Annotated in this window: 19 protein-coding genes and 1 tRNA gene; 14 read left to right on the forward strand and 6 right to left on the reverse strand. The window is 64.1% G+C overall.

Translation table 11 applies throughout. The features are described 5' to 3' along the window. Positions 1–29: 29 nt before the first annotated feature. Positions 30–1,421 carry a dipeptidase gene (locus HQ325_RS16505; RefSeq protein WP_222631190.1) on the forward strand — a complete coding sequence of 464 codons (1,392 nt, stop codon included), beginning with the start codon at positions 30–32 and terminating at the stop codon, positions 1,419–1,421. Here the strand turns inward: HQ325_RS16505 and bcp are convergent. Further along, positions 1,399–1,872 carry a thioredoxin-dependent thiol peroxidase gene (bcp, locus tag HQ325_RS16510; protein WP_222631191.1) on the reverse strand — a complete coding sequence of 158 codons (474 nt, stop codon included), beginning with the start codon at positions 1,870–1,872 and terminating at the stop codon, positions 1,399–1,401. The two genes, HQ325_RS16505 and bcp, sit on opposite strands and share 23 nt — an antisense overlap. 112 nt (positions 1,873–1,984) lie before the next feature. Between bcp and HQ325_RS16515 the strand changes: the two genes are divergently transcribed. The 8 genes from HQ325_RS16515 to HQ325_RS16545 all read left to right on the forward strand — a co-directional run bounded on the left by HQ325_RS16515 (position 1,985) and on the right by HQ325_RS16545 (position 8,233). Beyond that, on the forward strand, positions 1,985–2,206 hold the full coding sequence (locus tag HQ325_RS16515; protein ID WP_027505503.1) for a DUF3618 domain-containing protein: 222 nt from the start codon (positions 1,985–1,987) through the stop codon (positions 2,204–2,206). Between the two features lie 92 nt (positions 2,207–2,298). Continuing rightward, positions 2,299–2,371: transfer RNA gene (locus HQ325_RS16520), tRNA-Lys, on the forward strand. A gap of 216 nt (positions 2,372–2,587) precedes the next feature. Next, positions 2,588–3,073, forward strand: a complete 486-nt coding sequence (locus HQ325_RS16525; RefSeq protein ID WP_222631192.1) for a hypothetical protein — start codon at positions 2,588–2,590, stop codon at positions 3,071–3,073. Between the two features lie 62 nt (positions 3,074–3,135). After that, positions 3,136–3,267 (forward strand): hypothetical protein, encoded by a 132-nt coding sequence (locus HQ325_RS22585; protein ID WP_261778466.1) that lies wholly within the window; start codon positions 3,136–3,138, stop codon positions 3,265–3,267. Positions 3,268–3,825: 558 nt separating this feature from the next. Next, the gene (locus tag HQ325_RS16530) at positions 3,826–4,899 is read left to right on the forward strand and encodes a hypothetical protein (RefSeq protein ID WP_222631194.1); all 1,074 of its coding nucleotides are present in this window, start codon (positions 3,826–3,828) and stop codon (positions 4,897–4,899) included. After that, positions 4,892–6,523 (forward strand): hypothetical protein, encoded by a 1,632-nt coding sequence (locus tag HQ325_RS16535; RefSeq protein WP_222631196.1) that lies wholly within the window; start codon positions 4,892–4,894, stop codon positions 6,521–6,523. The genes HQ325_RS16530 and HQ325_RS16535 overlap by 8 nt, the downstream gene beginning before the upstream one ends. A gap of 119 nt (positions 6,524–6,642) precedes the next feature. After that, a complete protein-coding gene (locus HQ325_RS16540) occupies positions 6,643–7,071 on the forward strand; it encodes a hypothetical protein (protein ID WP_222631198.1) in 429 nt (142 codons plus the stop codon). 145 nt (positions 7,072–7,216) lie between these two features. Then, entirely contained in the window at positions 7,217–8,233 is a 1,017-nt protein-coding gene (locus HQ325_RS16545) for a hypothetical protein (RefSeq protein WP_222631199.1), read from the forward strand. Positions 8,234–8,255: 22 nt separating this feature from the next. Here the strand turns inward: HQ325_RS16545 and HQ325_RS16550 are convergent, their stop codons facing one another. Further along, on the reverse strand, positions 8,256–8,861 hold the full coding sequence (locus HQ325_RS16550; RefSeq protein WP_222632724.1) for a hypothetical protein: 606 nt from the start codon (positions 8,859–8,861) through the stop codon (positions 8,256–8,258). Between the two features lie 126 nt (positions 8,862–8,987). Continuing rightward, positions 8,988–9,611 (reverse strand): hypothetical protein, encoded by a 624-nt coding sequence (locus HQ325_RS16555; protein ID WP_261778467.1) that lies wholly within the window; start codon positions 9,609–9,611, stop codon positions 8,988–8,990. Between the two features lie 175 nt (positions 9,612–9,786). Here HQ325_RS16555 and HQ325_RS16560 point away from each other — a divergent pair, with 175 nt between their 5' ends. Both HQ325_RS16560 and HQ325_RS16565 read left to right on the forward strand, forming a co-directional pair. Continuing rightward, entirely contained in the window at positions 9,787–10,779 is a 993-nt protein-coding gene (locus HQ325_RS16560) for a barstar family protein (RefSeq protein WP_222631200.1), read from the forward strand. Between the two features lie 188 nt (positions 10,780–10,967). After that, positions 10,968–11,171 (forward strand): hypothetical protein, encoded by a 204-nt coding sequence (locus HQ325_RS16565; protein ID WP_222631201.1) that lies wholly within the window; start codon positions 10,968–10,970, stop codon positions 11,169–11,171. Positions 11,172–11,928: 757 nt separating this feature from the next. On the opposite strand, the gene HQ325_RS16575 is transcribed toward HQ325_RS16565, so the two are convergent. After that, positions 11,929–13,050, reverse strand: a complete 1,122-nt coding sequence (locus HQ325_RS16575; RefSeq protein ID WP_222631202.1) for a hypothetical protein — start codon at positions 13,048–13,050, stop codon at positions 11,929–11,931. A gap of 360 nt (positions 13,051–13,410) precedes the next feature. Between HQ325_RS16575 and HQ325_RS16580 the strand changes: the two genes are divergently transcribed. The 3 genes from HQ325_RS16580 to HQ325_RS16590 all read left to right on the forward strand — a co-directional run bounded on the left by HQ325_RS16580 (position 13,411) and on the right by HQ325_RS16590 (position 16,457). Beyond that, a complete protein-coding gene (locus HQ325_RS16580) occupies positions 13,411–13,875 on the forward strand; it encodes a hypothetical protein (protein WP_222631203.1) in 465 nt (154 codons plus the stop codon). Continuing rightward, on the forward strand, positions 13,868–14,377 hold the full coding sequence (locus tag HQ325_RS16585; RefSeq protein WP_222631204.1) for a hypothetical protein: 510 nt from the start codon (positions 13,868–13,870) through the stop codon (positions 14,375–14,377). Before HQ325_RS16580 ends, HQ325_RS16585 begins: the two co-directional genes overlap by 8 nt. 844 nt (positions 14,378–15,221) lie before the next feature. After that, positions 15,222–16,457 (forward strand): SMI1/KNR4 family protein, encoded by a 1,236-nt coding sequence (locus HQ325_RS16590; protein ID WP_222631205.1) that lies wholly within the window; start codon positions 15,222–15,224, stop codon positions 16,455–16,457. Between the two features lie 824 nt (positions 16,458–17,281). Here the strand turns inward: HQ325_RS16590 and HQ325_RS16595 are convergent. Together HQ325_RS16595 and HQ325_RS16600 are read right to left on the reverse strand one after the other, a co-directional pair. Beyond that, complete coding sequence (locus HQ325_RS16595) at positions 17,282–17,749, reverse strand: hypothetical protein (RefSeq protein WP_222631206.1); 468 nt, start codon at positions 17,747–17,749, stop codon at positions 17,282–17,284. A gap of 476 nt (positions 17,750–18,225) precedes the next feature. After that, complete coding sequence (locus HQ325_RS16600) at positions 18,226–18,486, reverse strand: hypothetical protein (protein WP_222631208.1); 261 nt, start codon at positions 18,484–18,486, stop codon at positions 18,226–18,228. Between the last annotated feature and the right edge of the window lie 250 nt (positions 18,487–18,736).

Raw genomic sequence — 18,736 nt, forward strand, 5'->3', positions numbered from 1 at the left:
CGACGCGTCGAGGTGCCAGACTATTTTCCATGACCTCTGGTACCGATGCGCAGTTGTCCGACCTCCGAGACCGCGTGCGCTCGAGCATGCCGCGAGTGCGCGCCGAACTGGCCGACCTCGTCGCCTTTCGCTCCATCGCCGATCCCGAGCAGGCGCCGCCGTCCGAGTGCCGCTCCGCCGCGGAGTGGGTGCGGGACGCGTTCCGCGACGCCGGCGTGACGGACACGGAGTTGTACGAGACGTCCGACGGATCGGCGGCCGTCATCGGTCGGCGTCCTGCCGCGGACGGTGCTCCGACGGTGCTGCTGTACTCGCACTACGACGTCCAGCCTGCGGGCGAGGAGTCTCTCTGGGAGAGCGCGCCTTTCGAGTTGACTGATCGGGACGGTCGCTGGTTCGGCCGCGGTTCGGCCGATTGCAAGGGCAACGTGCTGATGCACCTCGCGGCGCTCCGTGCGCTCGGCTCCGACTCGGAGGTGGGCATCGTGGTGGTGTGCGAGGGCTCGGAGGAGACCGGGACCGGTGGCCTCGAGGACTTGGTGCGCGACCGTCCCGAGCTGTTCGCCGCAGATGTGATCGTCATCGGCGACACGGGCAACATCGCTGTCGGAACGCCGACGCTGACGACGTCGCTGCGCGGCATGGCGATCGTGCGCGTCGACGTCGAGACACTTCGCGGCGCAGTGCATTCCGGGATGTACGGCGGGCCCGCGCCCGACGCACTGGTGGCCCTCGTGGCGATGCTCGCCACGCTGCACGACGTCAACGGCGACACCACCATCGACGGGGTGGACGGTTCCGGCGTGTGGGGCGGTGCCGAGTATCCGGTCGAGCGTTTCCGGACGGATGCGGGCGTGTTGGACGGCGTGGAGCTCACCGGGAGCGGGTCCATCGCGGACCATCTCTGGGCCCGGCCGTCCGTCACCGTCATGGGCATCGACTGCCCGCCCGTGGTGGGAAGCTCCGCCGCCGTGGTGCCTCGCGCGTCCGCGCGCATCGGACTGCGCGTACCGCCCGGCATGGACGCCGAGAAGACGCGCGATCTGCTCGTCACTCACCTGACGAATGCGGCGCCGTGGTCTGCGCGGGTGACGGTCACGCCGGATGCGGTCGGATCACCCTTCGCCGCGTCCACGGACGGTCCCGCGTACGGCACGCTCATGACCGCGCTCAGCGACGCCTACGGCGAGCCCGTGCAGTTCGCCGGCCAGGGAGGTTCCATCCCGCTGTGCACCGCGCTGCAGCGCGCCGTGCCCGACGCGGAGATCGTGCTCATGGGCGTCGAGGAGCCGCTGTCGACCATTCATGCGCCGAACGAGAGCGTCGACCCCAGTGAGATCGAGACCATCGCGGTGGCCGAGGCCGCGTTCCTGAGCCGTCTGCCCGAGCAGTGGCGGCTCAGAGCTTCAGATCGCGGATGAGCTTGGCGACGTGGCCGGTGGCCTTCACGTTGTACTGGGCCACCTCCACGTTCCCGTCCGCACCGATCACGAACGTCGAGCGGATGACGCCGGTGACGGTCTTGCCGTACATGGACTTCTCACCGAACGCACCCCACGCCTGCAGCGTCGACTTCTCCGGATCGGAGAGCAGGGGGAACGTCAGGCCCTCGTCGTCGCGGAACTTCGCAAGCTTGGCCGGCTTGTCCGGCGATACCCCGATCACCTCGAGACCCGCATCGTTGAGCTGCGCCAAACTGTCTCGGAAGTCGCACGCCTGCTTCGTGCACCCCGGCGTCGCCGCGGCGGGGTAGAAGTAGACGACCACGCGGCGGCCGGCGTAGTCCGCCAGCGAGACGGTGTCGCCGTCGGCGTCGGGGAGGGTCAGGGCGGGAGCAGCATCGCCTGCGGACAGTCTCGAGGTCGTGGTCACGACGCCAAACTTAGCCGACTCGTCCGAGCCGGGCAGGCGCGCCGGTCGTCGTGCTCTAGGCTCTGAGGCGACCGCAGAAGTTCTGCATCTTCGTCCAGCCGGGAGGGCTTTCGTGGCACGCAACACAGACAACATCGAGCGCGACATCGAGGCCGCACGCGACCAGCTCGCGTCGACGCTGGACGAGCTCAGCGTGCGCGCCAACCCGAAGCGGCTGGTCGAGAACACCAAGCGCAGCGTCGTGGGCACCCTCAACGAGCCCGCCGTGAAGTTCTCGCTCATCGGCGTCGGTGCCGTCGTCGCCATCCTGGTGATTCGCAAGATCGTCAGCTGAGCATCTGCGCAGGTCAGTGACTCGATTTCACTCCCTGCGCGCCAGGTGTTAATGTCTTTCACGCACCGAGGAGCGCGAGCCGCTCCGACCATGCGCCTATAGCTCAGTTGGTAGAGCAAGTGACTCTTAATCACTGGGTCCGGGGTTCGAGTCCCTGTGGGCGCACAATCAATGCTCCCGGCCATTCGTGGTCGGGAGCATTTTTTGTTGTCCAGGGGTGTGATGGCCCTGATTGTGGACCCTAGCCACCGGTGAGCGGGGGTGGATGTCCAGGATCGACCGGTGGTACGTCGCCTGGTTGCTGCGACCCCAGGGTTGGTCCGCCGACATCCCGCGATTCGAGCAACCTTCGTGCCAGGTCGACTATGCGATGCTGCACCGGTGCCCGCCAGCGAGGATGACGACCGCTCTTCGGTGAGTTGGCGTCGACAGGCGTTGTTGTGGCCGGCGGTGTGCTCTCTTGTCGCCGTTCTCGGGTTCGGTCTCTTCCTTGCTTTGAGTGGGTTGTTCGCGTCCTCGGCGGAATCGCTCGGGTTGTTGGTGTGGGTGCCCATTGCGGTGGTGGTGTCCGTTGTCGCGTTCGGTGGGCTCGCGATCGTAATTGCTCTGACCGTGCGCACTCTGGTCAGGGCGCTTGCGCCGAGTGCGCCGGTAATCGTGCGTACCGCGGTGCTCGCCCTGGTGACCGGGGTCGGCGAGACAACGGTGACGATGCTCGTCATCGGGGCCGTCGGAGGTGACACCGGGACGTCGACGTGGTGGTTCGCGTCCGGGATCGGTGGTGTCGCGTCGTTGGCAGCGGCCTTCTATGCGCGGGACCTGTTCGCCGAGGTGCCGGAGCCGTTCGACTGGAACCGTCGGGTCTGAGCCGAGTCCTACACCGATGACGCCGTCGATGCTGCGCCTCGGTGTGTGGTTGGCTGGCGCGCATGACGAAGCTGGTGTCGTGGGTCGCGCTCGCGGGCGCTCTCGTCGGGATTGTGGTCTTCGGCGCCGAGTGCTGGAGCGTGCATCGGGAGCTGGCCGGTGTGGTCTTCGACGGGGGCTACGAGCCGATGTGAGGCGTGGATTTCTCGACTGGATACGACTCCGCTCTTTCGGCGGAACTTTCCATCTCGGCTGCGCGGCCGTCGACTTGGTGGACTTGGTCGGCGTTGCCGTGGTGGCACTACCCACTCGTCGGTGCGGGTGCTGGTGTAATTCTTGCGGCACCATTCGCTGTAGCCGGTGTGCGGTTCACACGGCAACGTTGACAATTCTGTCGCGACTCGGTCCAAATGTGTACCCCCATGCGCGTCCGGATGGTCTGAGTATCCAAGGGTTTGCGGTGACGGCGCGACATGAAATCCGTTGTCCTGCTTGACGTAGTGGTACGTTGCAGAGCGTGGCAGTCTTGTTCGGATGGGACCCGACGCCGCCTACTGGCTCACCCGCGACGCGATACGCATCGAGGACGATGCCACCTAATTCCATCTCGTCGACGACACCTGGCTCCCGTCGAATCAGCTCGTCCTCCGCACAGTGACACACCACGTCGACGGCGAGGGAGCGGCTGAAAGTTGGGCTTCGTCGGCGGTGATGGCCTACTGTGGGCGGCATGCTGACACCACGTCGAAAGAATGTCACCGCGCACTGAGACCGACGGCGGCCCGGGCGAGGATGTCCTCGATCTCGCTGCCCGTATCGAAGCCCGCTACGCCGGCACCGTTGCCGTGTATCGAGACCTGCTGAAACACACTGCAGCGCAACGGCATATCAATTTTCCCGACCCGCGTTGGCCGGTGGAGGACAATCCGCTCGAAGGCATCTCGCTGCTCGACCCGGGTTTGAGGGTACGAGTACTGCACAGCTACCAGGACGGTGTTGACCTCGGCTCGTTCCCTCCCGGCGCCGAAGTCCTCGCCCTCCGCATCCACGTCCAGGCGTTCTCGGCGATGTTTCCCACCCGCGCAGCGGCCCACGGACAACTTCTGGACACCCTGTCGGATGCCGAAAGTGACGGATGGGCACGGGCGCTACTCGGTGACCACTGGGCCGACCACAGCTACGAACTGCGCCTGCAGAAGAACGAGGACAATCGCCGGACCACACGCGCACTCACTGCGCAACGGGTGTACGTACTCCTCCTCGATCAGCACGCACAGCCGATGCTCGCACCCGACAACTTCGCCTTCGAACGAATTTGGCTGCGCGTGGACTCCGGTCGGAAGGTCCCGCCGCGATCATCGACGTTGACCGAACGCATCAGGCGCGACGGGCCTTACGCGAACACCGAGGCGATTCGGGATCCTCGGACCGACAAGGACGGAAGGTGGCGCATCCACGTCACCGGACCGGACCGCGCCGAACTCGTACCCCTGGCAAATGCCACAGCGCACCACCTGATTCGAGGCGTTCGCATCCGCGGGGCCATCGATACACATTTCGTACCGCTGCGCGTACACATCGACCCCACCCTTCTGTGGGTGTACTTCCGATGGGAAGGCGACCCCGAAACCTATGTGCTGACACTGCGTCCACCACAGACGGACAGCGACCTGCGAGGGCCACCGTGGGACTCGCCGGGTGCCATCGTCGGAGAAGCGCTGGTGGGATGGCAAGAGGACCTCCGAACCGGCCTTCGCCGTCATCGAGGTGCAACGAGGACGCCCGTCGGCGCCCTGCACCTGTCGGGACCAACCGCCGATGACTAGCCGCGACACACCCGATCATCGTGCCGGGCGGACGATCACGGTTCACATCCCGGCCTTCATGGTCGAGGACCGGTCTTTCAGGCCGCCGGAGATCGGGGGGATCGTCTGCGGCCCGCTGGACTTCCATGAGAACCCACCCACCGACGGTGACGCGGCCACCATTCGAGGGCATCTGACCCCGTCCGACGACGGTCCCCGGTGGCTTTGCGTTCCGGCCGGGACACCGCCGCGGTGGGTCTGGTCCGGTTTCTTGCGGGGTGACGGGTGGACCGCGCGATGGCTCGGGTTCACTCCGCGCACAGGCCAGGTCGAGATCACCGGGCACTTCGCAGGCGGCTTCGACTACGCCACCGACGGCACCGTCCGCGGCCGCGTCACCCGTATTCAGGTGGTCTCCGAACGCCACCACAGACACACCGACGGGCAGTTGCTACCGACCCCGGGGCGCCGGTCCCTACGCGACGTCGACCGCACCGACGGCACCGTCGTCGGCCGCGGCGGGTCTCCCGAGGTCGGGGGCGATCACGTCGACCTCGACACGCTCGTCATCGTCGATCTCGACCTCGACGACGTCCCGCCGCTACCGCCGCGTCCGAGCATCGTCCCCGGTGGAGTGTCCGCAGCAGCGGCAACGGTGTGGGTGATCGACTCCGAACTGCCCCTGGTGGTAGCCGTCTCCGGCGGCGACACCGTCACCGAATATCTTCTGCCCGGCAGGACCGGAGTGTCACGGTTGCTGTGGGCGACTCCCGGTGGGTGCTGGGTCGCCGGCGAGGACGGAACCTTCTGGATCCCCCACGGCGGGAACCCCGTTCGGGTCGATGACCGCTCTGTGCACGCGGGCGCCGTGCACGGGGACGTTCTTCTCGGATGCACCGACGATTCCCTGTGGCGGATGTACCGGCCCGGCACCGAACCGGTCGATGTCGATGTGTCCCCGGCAGCGGGTCACACCTTCGCCGTCGTCGCGCACGATGACGGTTTCGTAGCGGTGGTCCGCCGGCACGGGTCGGGAACACGACTGGTGCGGGTCCCTCTGGTCGGGACAGCGCAGGTCGGGCCCGACATCTCCGCGGATCCCGAACCGGGACAACGTAGACGGTGGTGGCGCGACTTCTTCTTGGCCGGCGATCCGCTGCGCCTGATCAGTCACGTCGACGTCGGTGTCATCGAGCCCGACCTTGGTGTCCGCGACGACGGCGAACGTCTCGGTCGCCGCCAGTTTCACGGCGGAACGGTCGGTGATTACGGGTGGAGCCTGGGCTTCCTCGGCCACGACGCTTCATCGCCGCGCGACTGGTGGCCGTTACCCGATCGGTCGGCCTTCGATCGGGCCACCGAGATGCTGCGATCACCTCGAACAGTGTTCACGCTGTACGACTCTCGCACGCTCACCCCGCTCACGAGCGTGCCCATGCACGACCCGGAGCCGAGTGTGACTATCGACGACTCGGGCACCGTCCTCGTCGTCGACCGCGGCATCACGACGTTCCCCACAGATCTTCCGGTGATGACATCGCCGGCAACGCTCGATGTGGCAGCGCTGCTTGATCGTTCGCGCGAGGAGCTGCGTCCTATTGCCGATGTGAATGATCAACCAACACAGAAGGATGTACGCGAATGACCACAGATCAACCTGTAGAACAGATACGGGACAAGGGCCCGGTGAGGGGGGCCGGTGGCGACGATCGCACCGTCGTCGCGGAGCGTGCCCGGTTACGTCAGCGAAGGACTGTGTCCAGCATGGATGAACTCGACCTCTCGGCGAGCGCCTTCATCGATGAGGTCGAGTCGTATTTCCGGTCCATGTCCGACCTGCCGGCACCACCGGATGCGGACTTGCCGGACGGTGACGGTTGGTACGTACATTCCCCGTCCGCACCACGGGTTGCGAGTCCGCCCTGGATCGGGGTGTCGGACGTGCACGTGGCGTACGCACCACCCGCCGTCATCGTGACCTTCCGCTGGACGGGCGATACCGCACTTTCCGCCCCCGCAAAGTCGTACGCGCTGGTTCTGGACGGAGCACGTCTGACCGCCGAGAAGTGCACGATCAGAGTGGAAGCGTTCCTGATGAAGAAGAACTGGCACCACGGTGCCCAAGCCGCCGGGAGTCTCCACGTCATTGCGGTCGATTCGCCTGAGCCGTCACCGTCCCGTCACCGGCCATGACGAGGGCATTCGTGGTGACCATCGCTGCGCATAGGCGGCGTTCAGTTTGCAGTGCAACAGAACCCGACTATGAGGAGGCATCGAGGATGACAAACAGTCAGAACGACGCAGACAGCGGCGAGAGTATCGCCGGTCGTTCGACCTGATGACGCACTGGGTCGAGGTGTTGCTGAAGATCGTCGACGGCCCGCAACGGCCGGTATCGGGTGTCGTACGCGCAATCCACGCGGACACCGGTCCGCGACATGTCTACGACGCGCACTACGGCATCGTTCCGTCGTATGTGGGTTTCGGGCTCGCTGAGGTCCGCCTGCTCCGGCTCGGCCGCAAGACCCGCATGGAGTCTCTCGACGGGAAGCCGCTGTTCATTGCCGACGGCGAGAAGTGTTGGGTGTTTCAAGCAGGTCAGGACGATCCGATCGAGACGAACGAACTCAACACTCGGATACACGACCCTGGCCGGGACCTGATCGTGTCGCGGCCGGTCGAGCATTGGGCGCGGCCCGGATTTACCCGCCCCACACGCCCCATCGAGGAAACCGAGTTCATCGGGCGGCGTGCCTGGAGAGTGGAATTGAAGACCGGAGCCGGTGGCTCACCGATGGTGCTGACGATTGACCGCGAGACCGGAGCCGTGCTGGGACAAAGCGGCGAGGAAGGTAGTGCGGCGTACGTCCACTGTGTCGTGTCGGAGGACGTGCCCGACTCGACCTTCGTGTGGACCGGCGCGGTAAGAAGACCCCGGAACGTGTTCGCCGAAGACCAAGCGCGCATGGTGGAACGATCGCACCGCACCATGCAATGGTTTCGCGACACCATCACCTCGGAGCGTATTCAGGCTGATGTCCTCGTCGACTTCACGCCGACAGAGGTGCGACGCCATCCCGAATACCCCGGCAGCTTCGAGGCCGACTTCGAGAAGGGCGCCGGTCGGCTGTGGCGGCGCGAGCGGTCTTCCGAAGACTGGTTGCTTCCCGTGAACTGGACACGGCAATACCCGACTCCGATTCGAGCGTGGTCGACGCAGGAGTTCGACTGGGCATGCGCTGTGGATCTCGGACCGGGCAGTCTGACGGACGCAACAGTGGCGCACCTGCAGAACCTGCTTCATCCAGGCCAGGAAGTGGTCGGTACGCCGCCGTTGAACCCGAAACGTCACTGAGCATGTTTGCAGGAGTCGAGTGTCACTCGTAACGCGGGGGATCCTCGTCCGGATCGTCACGCACGACGGTGAAACCTGGCGCAGCGATGAGTTCGTCGATCGCATCGGTCGTGCCTGCGATGGTGGCGAAATGCGGGTCGACATCGTTGGTGACGCACCATGCCCGATCTGCGGGCCAGATGTACGCGGGGATCGGTGCATCGTGCGCGTCGGTCCATGCACTTCCGGCGGTGTGCCACGCGGACATGTCGTCGAGAGTGCCGGACAGCACGTAGTACTCCCGGGCTGCACTTCCGGACGGCGGGTGCACAACCCGTACCGGCGGCGCCGAGTACGGTGCGGCCGCCGGGCTGTTCCCCCAGCCGTTCCACACCAGGAAGAAGCACTCGTCCGGTGTGGTGGTGTGAGCAGCGAGCGTCCGGACCGCTCCTGCGATCTGTTCGGTTTCGGACGGGCCGGGGACGCCAGCGACGTCGCTTTCACGCATGTGCGGGCGGACGGGGTCGGGGATGAACAGCAATCGGCCGTAATCCGCGAAACCCAACGGTCCGCGTACGACCAGATCCCACCAATCCCGATTCTGCGACACCAACCAGAGTGCAGCGTCCGGGTCTCTGATCAGTGTCAACACCGACCTCACGTCCTGTCCCGAATCATGAATCCTTGCTGCAACTGTCGACACGCTACCGACCGCGTTGTCAGCACGTCAGCTGAAATTACCGCTCGAATGCAGCCCGGGCACCGCGGTTCGTGGTCAAAATCGGTGTACGAAGGTGTACCAGTCACCGTCGAGTCCGGCGTAGCCGATCTGTTGCTCACCGTCGGGCGGCCCCAACTTGGGTGCACCGTCCGGCATGTAAGCGAATCCGACTTGGTCGAGGAATCCGCCCTCGACGTAGATCAGGCATCCGCCGTCGACTGCGCTTACTCCGTCGAGTTCGTACGCCCCGGCCCACCCGCCGGCCGGGGTCGCGCTGCAGGCCGTCGCAATATCCGTGAGGGGTCCTTTCGAGACGGCGAACGCCACGCGGAAGGGAACCGACAACACCACCAGGACAGCGGTCGCCGCGACGATTGCAACGGCGATGGACGCTAACTTCCACGCTCGATACTTGATCCACCCGACGACGGTGAGAACGAGCCAGGCGGCACCGAGTATGCCGAGCGCCCAGACTGTTCCAGCGAAGAGCAGGATCATCACCGCCGGTGGAGTGGACGAGTACAGCATGACGGCGCAAGCGGCGGTTGCCAACGCGGTCACGATGATGATCGACGATTCCCACCAGGCCGAGGGACGGCGGGGTCGGGTCCCGTCGACGGTCGGCGGAGCCACGAGTGCCGCGTACACCGATTCGCGAGGAAATGGCGGGAAGTCCATTCGTACAATCTAGGTGCTTCGGTCCCGGTGCGATCGTTCCTCCTCGAGCGCACCACAGAACTGTCACTCCGTCACGCGGTGTCCTTGGCGTCGTATCGACCGGATGTCCACCACGGCGCCTCGGCGAAATGGTCGCACTTCACTCGTCGTGCTGATACGACTTACGCTCAGGGGTATGCCGCGCAGCAGGGGAGTATTCGATCCGACGGACCGCGAACTGTTCGACCAACAGAGACAACGTTTCGACTGGGCAATGCTGCAGAACGGCTGCGTCTACCGGTACGACACCGCGTTCGGACTTGACAGCGCCTGCGCCCGCCTCCGGGATCTCGGGTACCTCGTGCACCGCCTCGACGCCGCGAACTGGTCGACCGTTGCCGATATGCATGCCGCTCTGGCTACGGCGATGTCGTTCCCCGATTACTACGGAGGTAGCGTCCCCGCGTTCGATGACGTTCTCAGCTACGTCGCCCAGTTCGCGTACGGCAGTGACCCTGCCAGTTCCGGCACGGTCGTGGCGATCGCCGGCTACGACACCGTCACTCGGCTCGATCGGCGCACGGCCGATCTGATGCTCGACGTCTTCGCCCACCAGGCACGCCTGGCCGCGCTGTACGCGCACCCGATGCTGTGCCTGGTCGAGTCCATCGTGACGGACTATCCCCCTGTCGGTGGCCGCTCGGTGTATTCAGGGCCCGTCTGGGACACCGAACCCGACCCGCCGTGCCCCTTCAGCGAGAGGGATCTGGTCGAACTGACGTACCAGTTCTACGCCGACGACACCGGTGCCTCGGCGTTCGCCGCCGCCCTGCGAGACGTCCTTGCCGACATGCTGACCACTTTCGGTCGATGGCAGATGCTCACCCCCGTCGCCGCATCTGAACGAGCTGCGGCGATCAAGGCCGAGCAACGACCCAAACCGCCACAGGAGGGAACGCGCCTCTGGGAGATCGGTATCGGGATCCGCGGTGCCGGCGACCTCAACGACCTCGACTCCCGACTCGCTGCCGCGACATATGAGGCGGGGGTGCGCTTCGAGCAACTGGGAATGTTGGTTCACGCGGCCGGCACCGAGTACCTCGAGGACGCGCTGACACGGTTCCCAGCGCTCAACCTGTCGGAAGCCGTTGACGACGGGATCGTCATCAGAAGCACACACCAGGCGTAATCGTCCGGGCGCTAGGACTAGCGTGGAACGAGCGATGACCGGGACGCCGCGACAAGAGTGCCTCCTTCAACCGACACCATGCTGCTGCTCTGACTTCGTTCGTCATGTTCGTTGCTGTCAATTTGGGTGTCGCTAACGCTATCGCTGCCGGGTCGCCTGTGGCACCTACCAAGACTCAGGAGCCTTTCGTGACAGAGCAAATTCCGGATGACCCTGACCCCACCAACTTGGACGGCATTGCCGAGCTTGAAGAGCCGATCATTGAAGGCGATGAACCACGGACAGCACAGGACTACGTGCGTGACTCACAGGTTGGTGTAGATCCCGACGAAGAGTTCGCGGTTGACCCCGATGTGTCCGTCACCGAGGGTGGATGGATGTCTGGTTCCTAGTCGCCCAACAGCCAGCTCTCGGCCACGGTGAACTCATCACCGTGGCCGAGTCGGCGCTTTCGTCGTCGTGACGTGCTCACCGCCAGGTGCGTGGCTTACCATCCGAGGTTCTTGATTGAACCGAGCGCCCCAGGAGGCAGCGGGTCGCGCCAGTGCGGCCCGAGTTTCGAAAGATCTCCACGGTTGAGGCGGGGAACGTCAGGCCTGAGCCAAGGGCTAGGCAGGTCCAGGCAACTCGCCTTCGAAAGCACCTAGCAGTTCCGGTGTATCCGGACGGTGACTACTCACCTTCTTACTGCCAGATCTCAGCGAAGGCACATTCGGACACCTGATGGAGAACAAACACTGCGTGTTCGGGCCGCGCCTGATGAACACGCTCGGCACAACCACGTAGTTTGCCGCGCGCCTGCGAGTTGACGGTGAAAACAACGTTGAGCAAGGCCGATAAATCGTGTTCTGTTAGTTGAAGGTTCGAGGCTTCGCGGATGCAAGACCGAACTGCCGACGCCGTCTCCTTCGCGACCGGGCCTCGGCCGCCGAGGAATCGACCTCACTCGTCCAAAAGACGAGATCGGGCTCACGATCACCGACGCGATGCCCTGGACGGAGAAAGCGGTACAGCCGACGTCGCCCACTGCTGCAGTACCGACTCAAAGACGAGAACTTCAGCGGACAAACATCAAAGTCGCCTTCGCCTCAGGAGAGGGGTTCGGGGGCCGCCGCTCGCCAGTACCGGGTGCGTTCAGGCACCTGTGCGTTAATTCGCCGGAATGGCGAACCGCTGCCGTAATGTGGCGACGAGGCCCTCGTAACCCTCCATTCCGAAGGTTTTCAGCGCATATAAATAGGTCTCCAGGGCGCGGTACAGGGCATCGCTGCCAGCGGGTTCCAAGAATCCGTTCAGAGTGTTGATTGCCTCGAATTGTTCTAGCGACTCGAACCGACCAGGGATTCCGGGAACGAGTCGCCGGCGGATAGCCGGGTCGTCGTGCGCCCGAGTCAGCAGGTCGAGACATTCGTCGTAGTCCAACCTCCGATCTCGGACCGCCTTCTGCGCGAGTTCGTTCAACCAGGAGTACTGATCCAACCCTGCACGGGTGAAGGCCAACTCGACGCAGGCTGCTTTGAAGTCACTGAGAAGCCCCGGACTTTGAATGGCCAACCAGTCGACCAACGGGCGGTCCACGTACGCAACCTGCATCGCGTAGACCTGGTCGGCGAGAGCACCATCCAGCGGGCGCCCACCATGTTCCTTTGTGATCCTGATCGCTGCCTGTCCGAGATCCGACTGTGGCGCCACCCGAAGAATGTTACCGCCGACGTCTCGGACGCAGATCGTCGAGTAGTCGGGTTTGAGAGCGACAGGTTCGTCCACCAGCTCGTCAGACCAGGCTCGATCGTTCTTGCGAATAGTCCTGACCAATGGTTCTGCCGAAGCTTCTCCCTCTGTGGCCGGCCACAGCTCGAACAGGTAGTCCTCAGTCGGCTCGAAGACTTCAGTTGATGTCGCGATATCACGCCCGCGAGCGGACGCCCGAAGGTGATACGTCCTGGGTTCCAGTTCGCTCATCTCCGCGACCGGTTCGCCATCGAGATTGCGTGTTGTGATCGGACCGCTAGCCACGAGCATTGTCTGCTCGACAACTTCCCAGTGCTCGGCCGCTTCGCCGGGCACATCTCGAAGAAGCTGCACGCTCACTCGGGCCGGACCGTAGGACACACCCGTGAAGGTCGAGACAAACCCCGGGCCCACCTCGATCAGTGAGCCCTTTGCGGCGACGTCCAGAGTGTCCGCAGCCTCTTCGGCGAACAGAAACTGGTCGTGATCGACCTGCACGATGCCGTCGCATTCCTGATTCACATTCGTCGGATGCGTCATGAACGGGAGTATACGAACCGAACCGAACCGAACCGTCCCGGATCTGGTGGCGGTGCTGATGACCCGGCACGCATTCGTCGACGCGTAGGTGGTTGGGCCGGAAACCGCCGGCCAGAGTCGAACCGGAAACCCTGGGTGCATCGTGAGTCACGTCGGCGTCCACACGACCCACCGACAACCGAGCGGACTGCAGGACGGTCGAGCGTCACTCGTACGCCGACGGGCGAATCTGATCGGATCGCCGTCGAGTTGGATCCGACGCTCGTCACCGGAACGCTGCCATCGCCGTTCCATCGGACGGGCTCCGGAGAACGCACCTGTACGGTGAAGCGCCGAACCCCAATAGCGAGGGAAGGGCAGATGCCAACCGTTCCGCACGATCAGATCCCCGCGCACCTGCATCTCGATCTGCCGGTTGCCAGCTCCGAGCAACTGGCGATCAGCCTGGGTCCGATTCAGGTGTACAGCGACTGCGTCGTTCTCCGTTTCGAGGCGGCGGACCTGTCGAGTACCCGCAGGAATCGCCCGTTTCTCGCACCCACGCGTAGAGCCACGGAAGCCCACATGACTCTTCTCTGCACAGCTACGGTCCGCGGCTCGGAAACCGTACTCAATGCAACAGTGGCCCCGATTCGGTCATTCAATTACGGCGGCCGAGTGACGAACTACTTCGCCATCGAATTTCCGCTCGATGCCGAGCAATTCACCGTGTCTTACTCCTACCGCGAGATGGGGATCCCGCTGACAACCCATTCGATCGACACCGGATCGGTCGCCGCGCATCGCGCCCTGGTTCGTACCGTCGGAGGCGGGGACCATGCGTGATCCCTACGGTCCGTCGTCGCCGTCCGAGATGCCCCGGTACGTCGAAAACTCTGCCTTCGTAGTGGAAGCGTCCGATCTGATGGTGTGGACCGAGCCGGTCCGGGTCTACGAGAGCGGGTTAGAGTTGACGGTTCACGCGGTGTCAGAAGTGTCTGATCCGGTGGTTCTCGACGGCTTCGAAGACGCGAACCATGCTCACCTGATCAGAGTGACGATAACGACCGATGACGGGCAGTCGGACAACTGCGGAGACCCGCGCGACCCACGGGTGCCCGATTCTGCGCTCATACTCGCGGTGAAAGCGGCAACGTTCGTGCATCCCGAGACCGTCGCCGTCATGTTCCTCAGCCCGCTTCCGAAGCGCGGCGATGTCAGCATCCGCTTGGACCGTGTCGGACAAGGGGACACGGCTGAATGTGTCGTACTGAACGAAGCTCTGGACGGCGCGGCGCCGCCGCACGCACTCCATTTCCGCACATTGCCAGGAGGACCACATCACTAAGACACTGACATTGTTCGGAGGCACAATCGGCTTGTTGTGGACGTTTCTGTTGATCACCATCATCAGCTGGCCGTCTCGCGAGACGTATGCTTTCTCGGGGCAGGACAGCTCTTCGAGTACCGACCTCGGCGAGACGCTTACTGAGCGCTTCCTTGCGCTCGCCATTACCTTTCCCTTCCTGGGACTGCTTCTGGGATACGGCTTGGGTCGATACCTGACAAGGAAAAATCGACAGTAAGTACCGCCTGTTCCGGATTGTGCCCGAACGCCATTTGCTGGCTCACCGGCGACGCGATACGTACTGGGGGCGAGGCCGGCGAACACATCTCCCCGGCGCTTGGCTCACGTCAAACACACTCGACCCCGGGAACCCGCCTGACACTGGTAACCGATGGCGGCGCCCCGGCCTGTCCCGCGGGCGACTATTGTGTTGCGTTTCAACGACCAACGCGGTCCACGGTAGAGCTTGCACCCCGCCACGGCGTCAGGGTGCCGGAACCGTCAATGATTCTCGTTGTCGACGCACGATCCGGAGCGGTGGTCGCCGAGCACTCCGGAGACGGGTTTCTAGGCATGCTCCCCCAGAATTCGAAACGTCTACTGAGTTTGTTGCGACTCACGCTCGGCTCGGAGGTTCGTTTCATGTCCGGCTATTCTCAGGCGTCTGCATGAACGGGCTGAACGGGAGGTCTGGGTGAACACGGCAAACGTTGCTGTTCCCGATGGTTGGTACACGCTTGTGTCGACTGGCCGCTCGGTGCGGGCAGTTCCGAGTCCGTCATCAGTCGTGGCGGCATCGGATTTCGGTGTCAACGTCAGTGCTGCGCGCCCCGGTCAGGTCACAGTGTCCATCGAAGTCGTATATCGCCCGCCGACCGATCACGTTCCGAATGGGTGGACGCTCGAGGCGTCCGGGACATTCACTGCTGCAGCGCTATTGCGCCTGCAGACCCCGGACGGCCTCTCGCACGACGAATTCGTCGATCTCGAACAGATCATCCTTCCCTCCGAGATCACGTACCGAATGCTTCGGAAGTTTCGCGACGATACCGGCCTGGAACAGCATCTCTTCGAACTCACGCCGGCGATGATGCTCGACCCGAAAGGGCGGCCCGCGCGCATCGACCGGACGGAGAACGCCGAACCGAACCCCGGCGATGCCTCGAAGTGGGAAGTCGCGTGCCCCACGTCGACACTCGGCGCGTCCGTCACGGTCAACGGGCACGGGGCGGATAGGGCCGGGCCGTTGCGCGCAGTGGTCGACACCGGCGTGAGCCTCCTGCGACGTGAGACTCCCGACGCGGGGCCACTGTCGCCGATCTTCGTGTCGCTGGGTGCGGAGTTCGCCTGGGTCAGGGGTTTCGGTGATCCGGCATTGTCGAGATCGAACCTCGAGCAGGTGGTCCTCGAGGCGATCGAGGGTGAGCGGCGCACTGCCGTCGAGCGCGCGGCGGCTGCCGCCACTGGTGCATTACGCCTGCCGGTCAAGCATGCGACGCGACCGTCGAGCGTCACGCAGCAATGGAGCCGGATCGCTGCGTGGTTCGAGAACAATCTGCCGAACGTCGTCATTCGCGGCGCGGACGCGGCCCGCGTCGCTGATGCCGAAAGCCGGAGCGGCGTCGCATGGCCCAACGAGCTCGTCGAACTCTTCCGCTGCGTCGACGGACTTCCACATGAGCCATGGACGGCTCTGTTCCCGATGTACGAACTGTTCGGTGTCGATGCGATGCTCGACGAGCGGACGCGGATGACCGGCATCTGGCAGACCAGCGATGCCGAGAACGATCCGGACCGGGTGATCGCCCGGACTGCCGGCGAAGCCGCGTGGACCTTCCTGGACGAGTTCATTCCGATTGCAGGAATGGACGGTAACTACCTGTTCGTCGACACTCGGCCTGGCGAGATGAACGGTTGCGTCACCACCTTCGACAAAGTGGACTCCGACGACGCTGGGCCGCAATGGCTGTCCATCAGCGCACTGCTCGACGATCTCGCCACCAGTCTCGAAACAGGAAATCCGTTCGATGGGAGGTGGCGTCACGCAGTCGTCGACAGTCGACTGCAGTGGGACTGTTGATGTCGGGCACCGCCTCACCTGCAGCGGGTGTCGAGCGCGCGGTGCGAGTGCAATGTCCCGTCGCCTCCGACAGTGGGCTCTGCGCGGTCAGCGCGTTCGCGGCCGTCCACAAGTGGTTAGGCTCGTGTGAACGCCGATAACGACGTGCTGACCTTGGACCAGGTGGTCGACATTGCCTCGACGCTGGCAATTCTCATGGGCGCCCCGGAGTGAACGGGCCTCGAACCCGCAGGACCCTACGGCGCGCAAGCAGAATCGCCGGCGACCACTTCTCCAAAGTCCACGATCGGTGATGAGTACGTCACCAGCGGATTCACGTCGAACTCGACGTGTGCAGACGCATTGTGGCCGACGGCTTCGTTCCGTTGTCGGCGCGTCCCGCATTCATCGACTCGATTCGCAGAAGCACCCATGATCTCAGTCCTCACCGGACAACGCCGAGCAGCCGATACCGGCCGAACGTGTGCGGCCGGCCGACGACGGCCAGGACCAGGACGACGACTGGGTCAGGAACGAAGGGCGGAACGAGCCCGAGTATCCGCACGACGACCACCCGACGTCTGAAAGCGAACCCACTCCACCAGCCGGGTGGAGATGCGCACCGCCCCCGACTTCAGTCGGTGGTGCCCGGAAACGAGAGAAGCACCCGGCCAGTCGGCCGGGGCCACCCCATGGGGCGGACCCGCGACAGTAACGCCACCTCGTCGATACGCAGAGCGCGACCGTGGACCCCCTTTGTCGATGCCCTCTGCGCCGGTGCGAAGTGACGGTCGAACGAGAGGACCTGAACGCAGCTCCAACCCGACGGCACTGACCCTCTGCGATTAGTCAGGAGTAGGTGCGAGGTGACCGACCTCGGCGACTGCGCGTCCCGTTCTCCTGTCCGTCCAGAATGCCCCTTTCACGTCCTTCATGCCGCTTGCAACCAAGAATGTGCCATCCTCGTTCGGCCATTCCACACGCTCGTCTAAGAGCAGATCCTGGGCGGCTTCGGCGACCCTCACGATTGCTTCAGAGGCTGTTACCTGATCCACATTCATTCCGATTGAGTGTCCTGTGTTGTTGATGCGCAGGCCAACCATCCAGCCACCGATTTCCGGAGCTTCGGTTACATCCCACCGGAGGATGTCCTCCCCGGAAAGGGGTGGACGGGCCATGAGATCTCGACCTACCGTGCAACATGCACGTGCAATCACCGACGGCGTTCCCTCGCTGAAAACCTCATCGATCGGGTAAAGAACGCCACCCACCTCCTCATTCAGTAGTGAAGTCCGATTCGTATACGTCGGCACGGGGCACCTCTTCAGATCGCCCCCCGAATGCCGGGTTGGCGTTGAAGCCGCCCCACAGTCGGTGATTGCTCATCGACTGATTCAGTCCCAAAAGCTCAAAACCGGGTGGCATCAGAGCGACACCGCGTTGCGCGACGGTCAGCTCGACGCAGCGGTACAGATCCCGGCAGCTCTTGGGTACACGGGGGCACGTCGTCCTCTCGGATGCGGCGATGTCCGCGCCTGTCGGCCCACGACTGTGATGCCCGGGTTCGCTTCGAGGATGGATGACACGCTGGCCCATTGCCGTCCACCGAGGTGGGAGCCGGCGACGGCAGCAAATTGTCGACATCGCTTCCACGAGCATGGGTCACAATGGTCGTTATCGATGCTGCGTCGAGGTCATCGTGGGCCATCGCCCCAGCCTTCCGTGGCCCGCGAACATCGAACCGAGAACGCCCTACGGACGAACCAGAGTTGTGTAATCGCCTCACCCCTCATTGCTGAACCGCCATGTCGACGGTGTCGGCGACGACCAGCGTGTCGACGGTGTCGAGTACGGTGTAATCCGTTCTGCCGCAACGGTTACGTGGTAGTGCGGGCCGGTATCCCAGTCCGTCGTCGTTGACGAACCACAAAGCGACCGCTGGCACCGGGTAATCGCCTGAGCAGAAGAAGAATCGGTCGAATGTGGCCTTGGGAGACCGCCGGTCGACCGCCGACTGCAGGGCTGCGACGTCCCCGGTGTAGGTGGTCATTCTCACCAGGGACACCTCCTGCAATGGGATCGATTGGCCTACCGGTTGGCACCGCACGACAGCGACTGCCTCGAAACCGGGTGGGCGGCTGCCCGTGCCCTGCTGGGGATCCAGAACCGGATACACGGGAACGCCGTTCAGGGACTCGACGCATGTCGGCTCGGACAGCCGCGCCGCAGGCGCTCGCGGACCTGGCCAGTGCAGGACGCCTACGATACCGACAACCAAGAGGACCGACGCGATTGCCAAA

The organism is Rhodococcus sp. BP-349 (assembly GCF_019835845.1).
Lineage (GTDB): Bacteria > Actinomycetota > Actinomycetes > Mycobacteriales > Mycobacteriaceae > Rhodococcoides.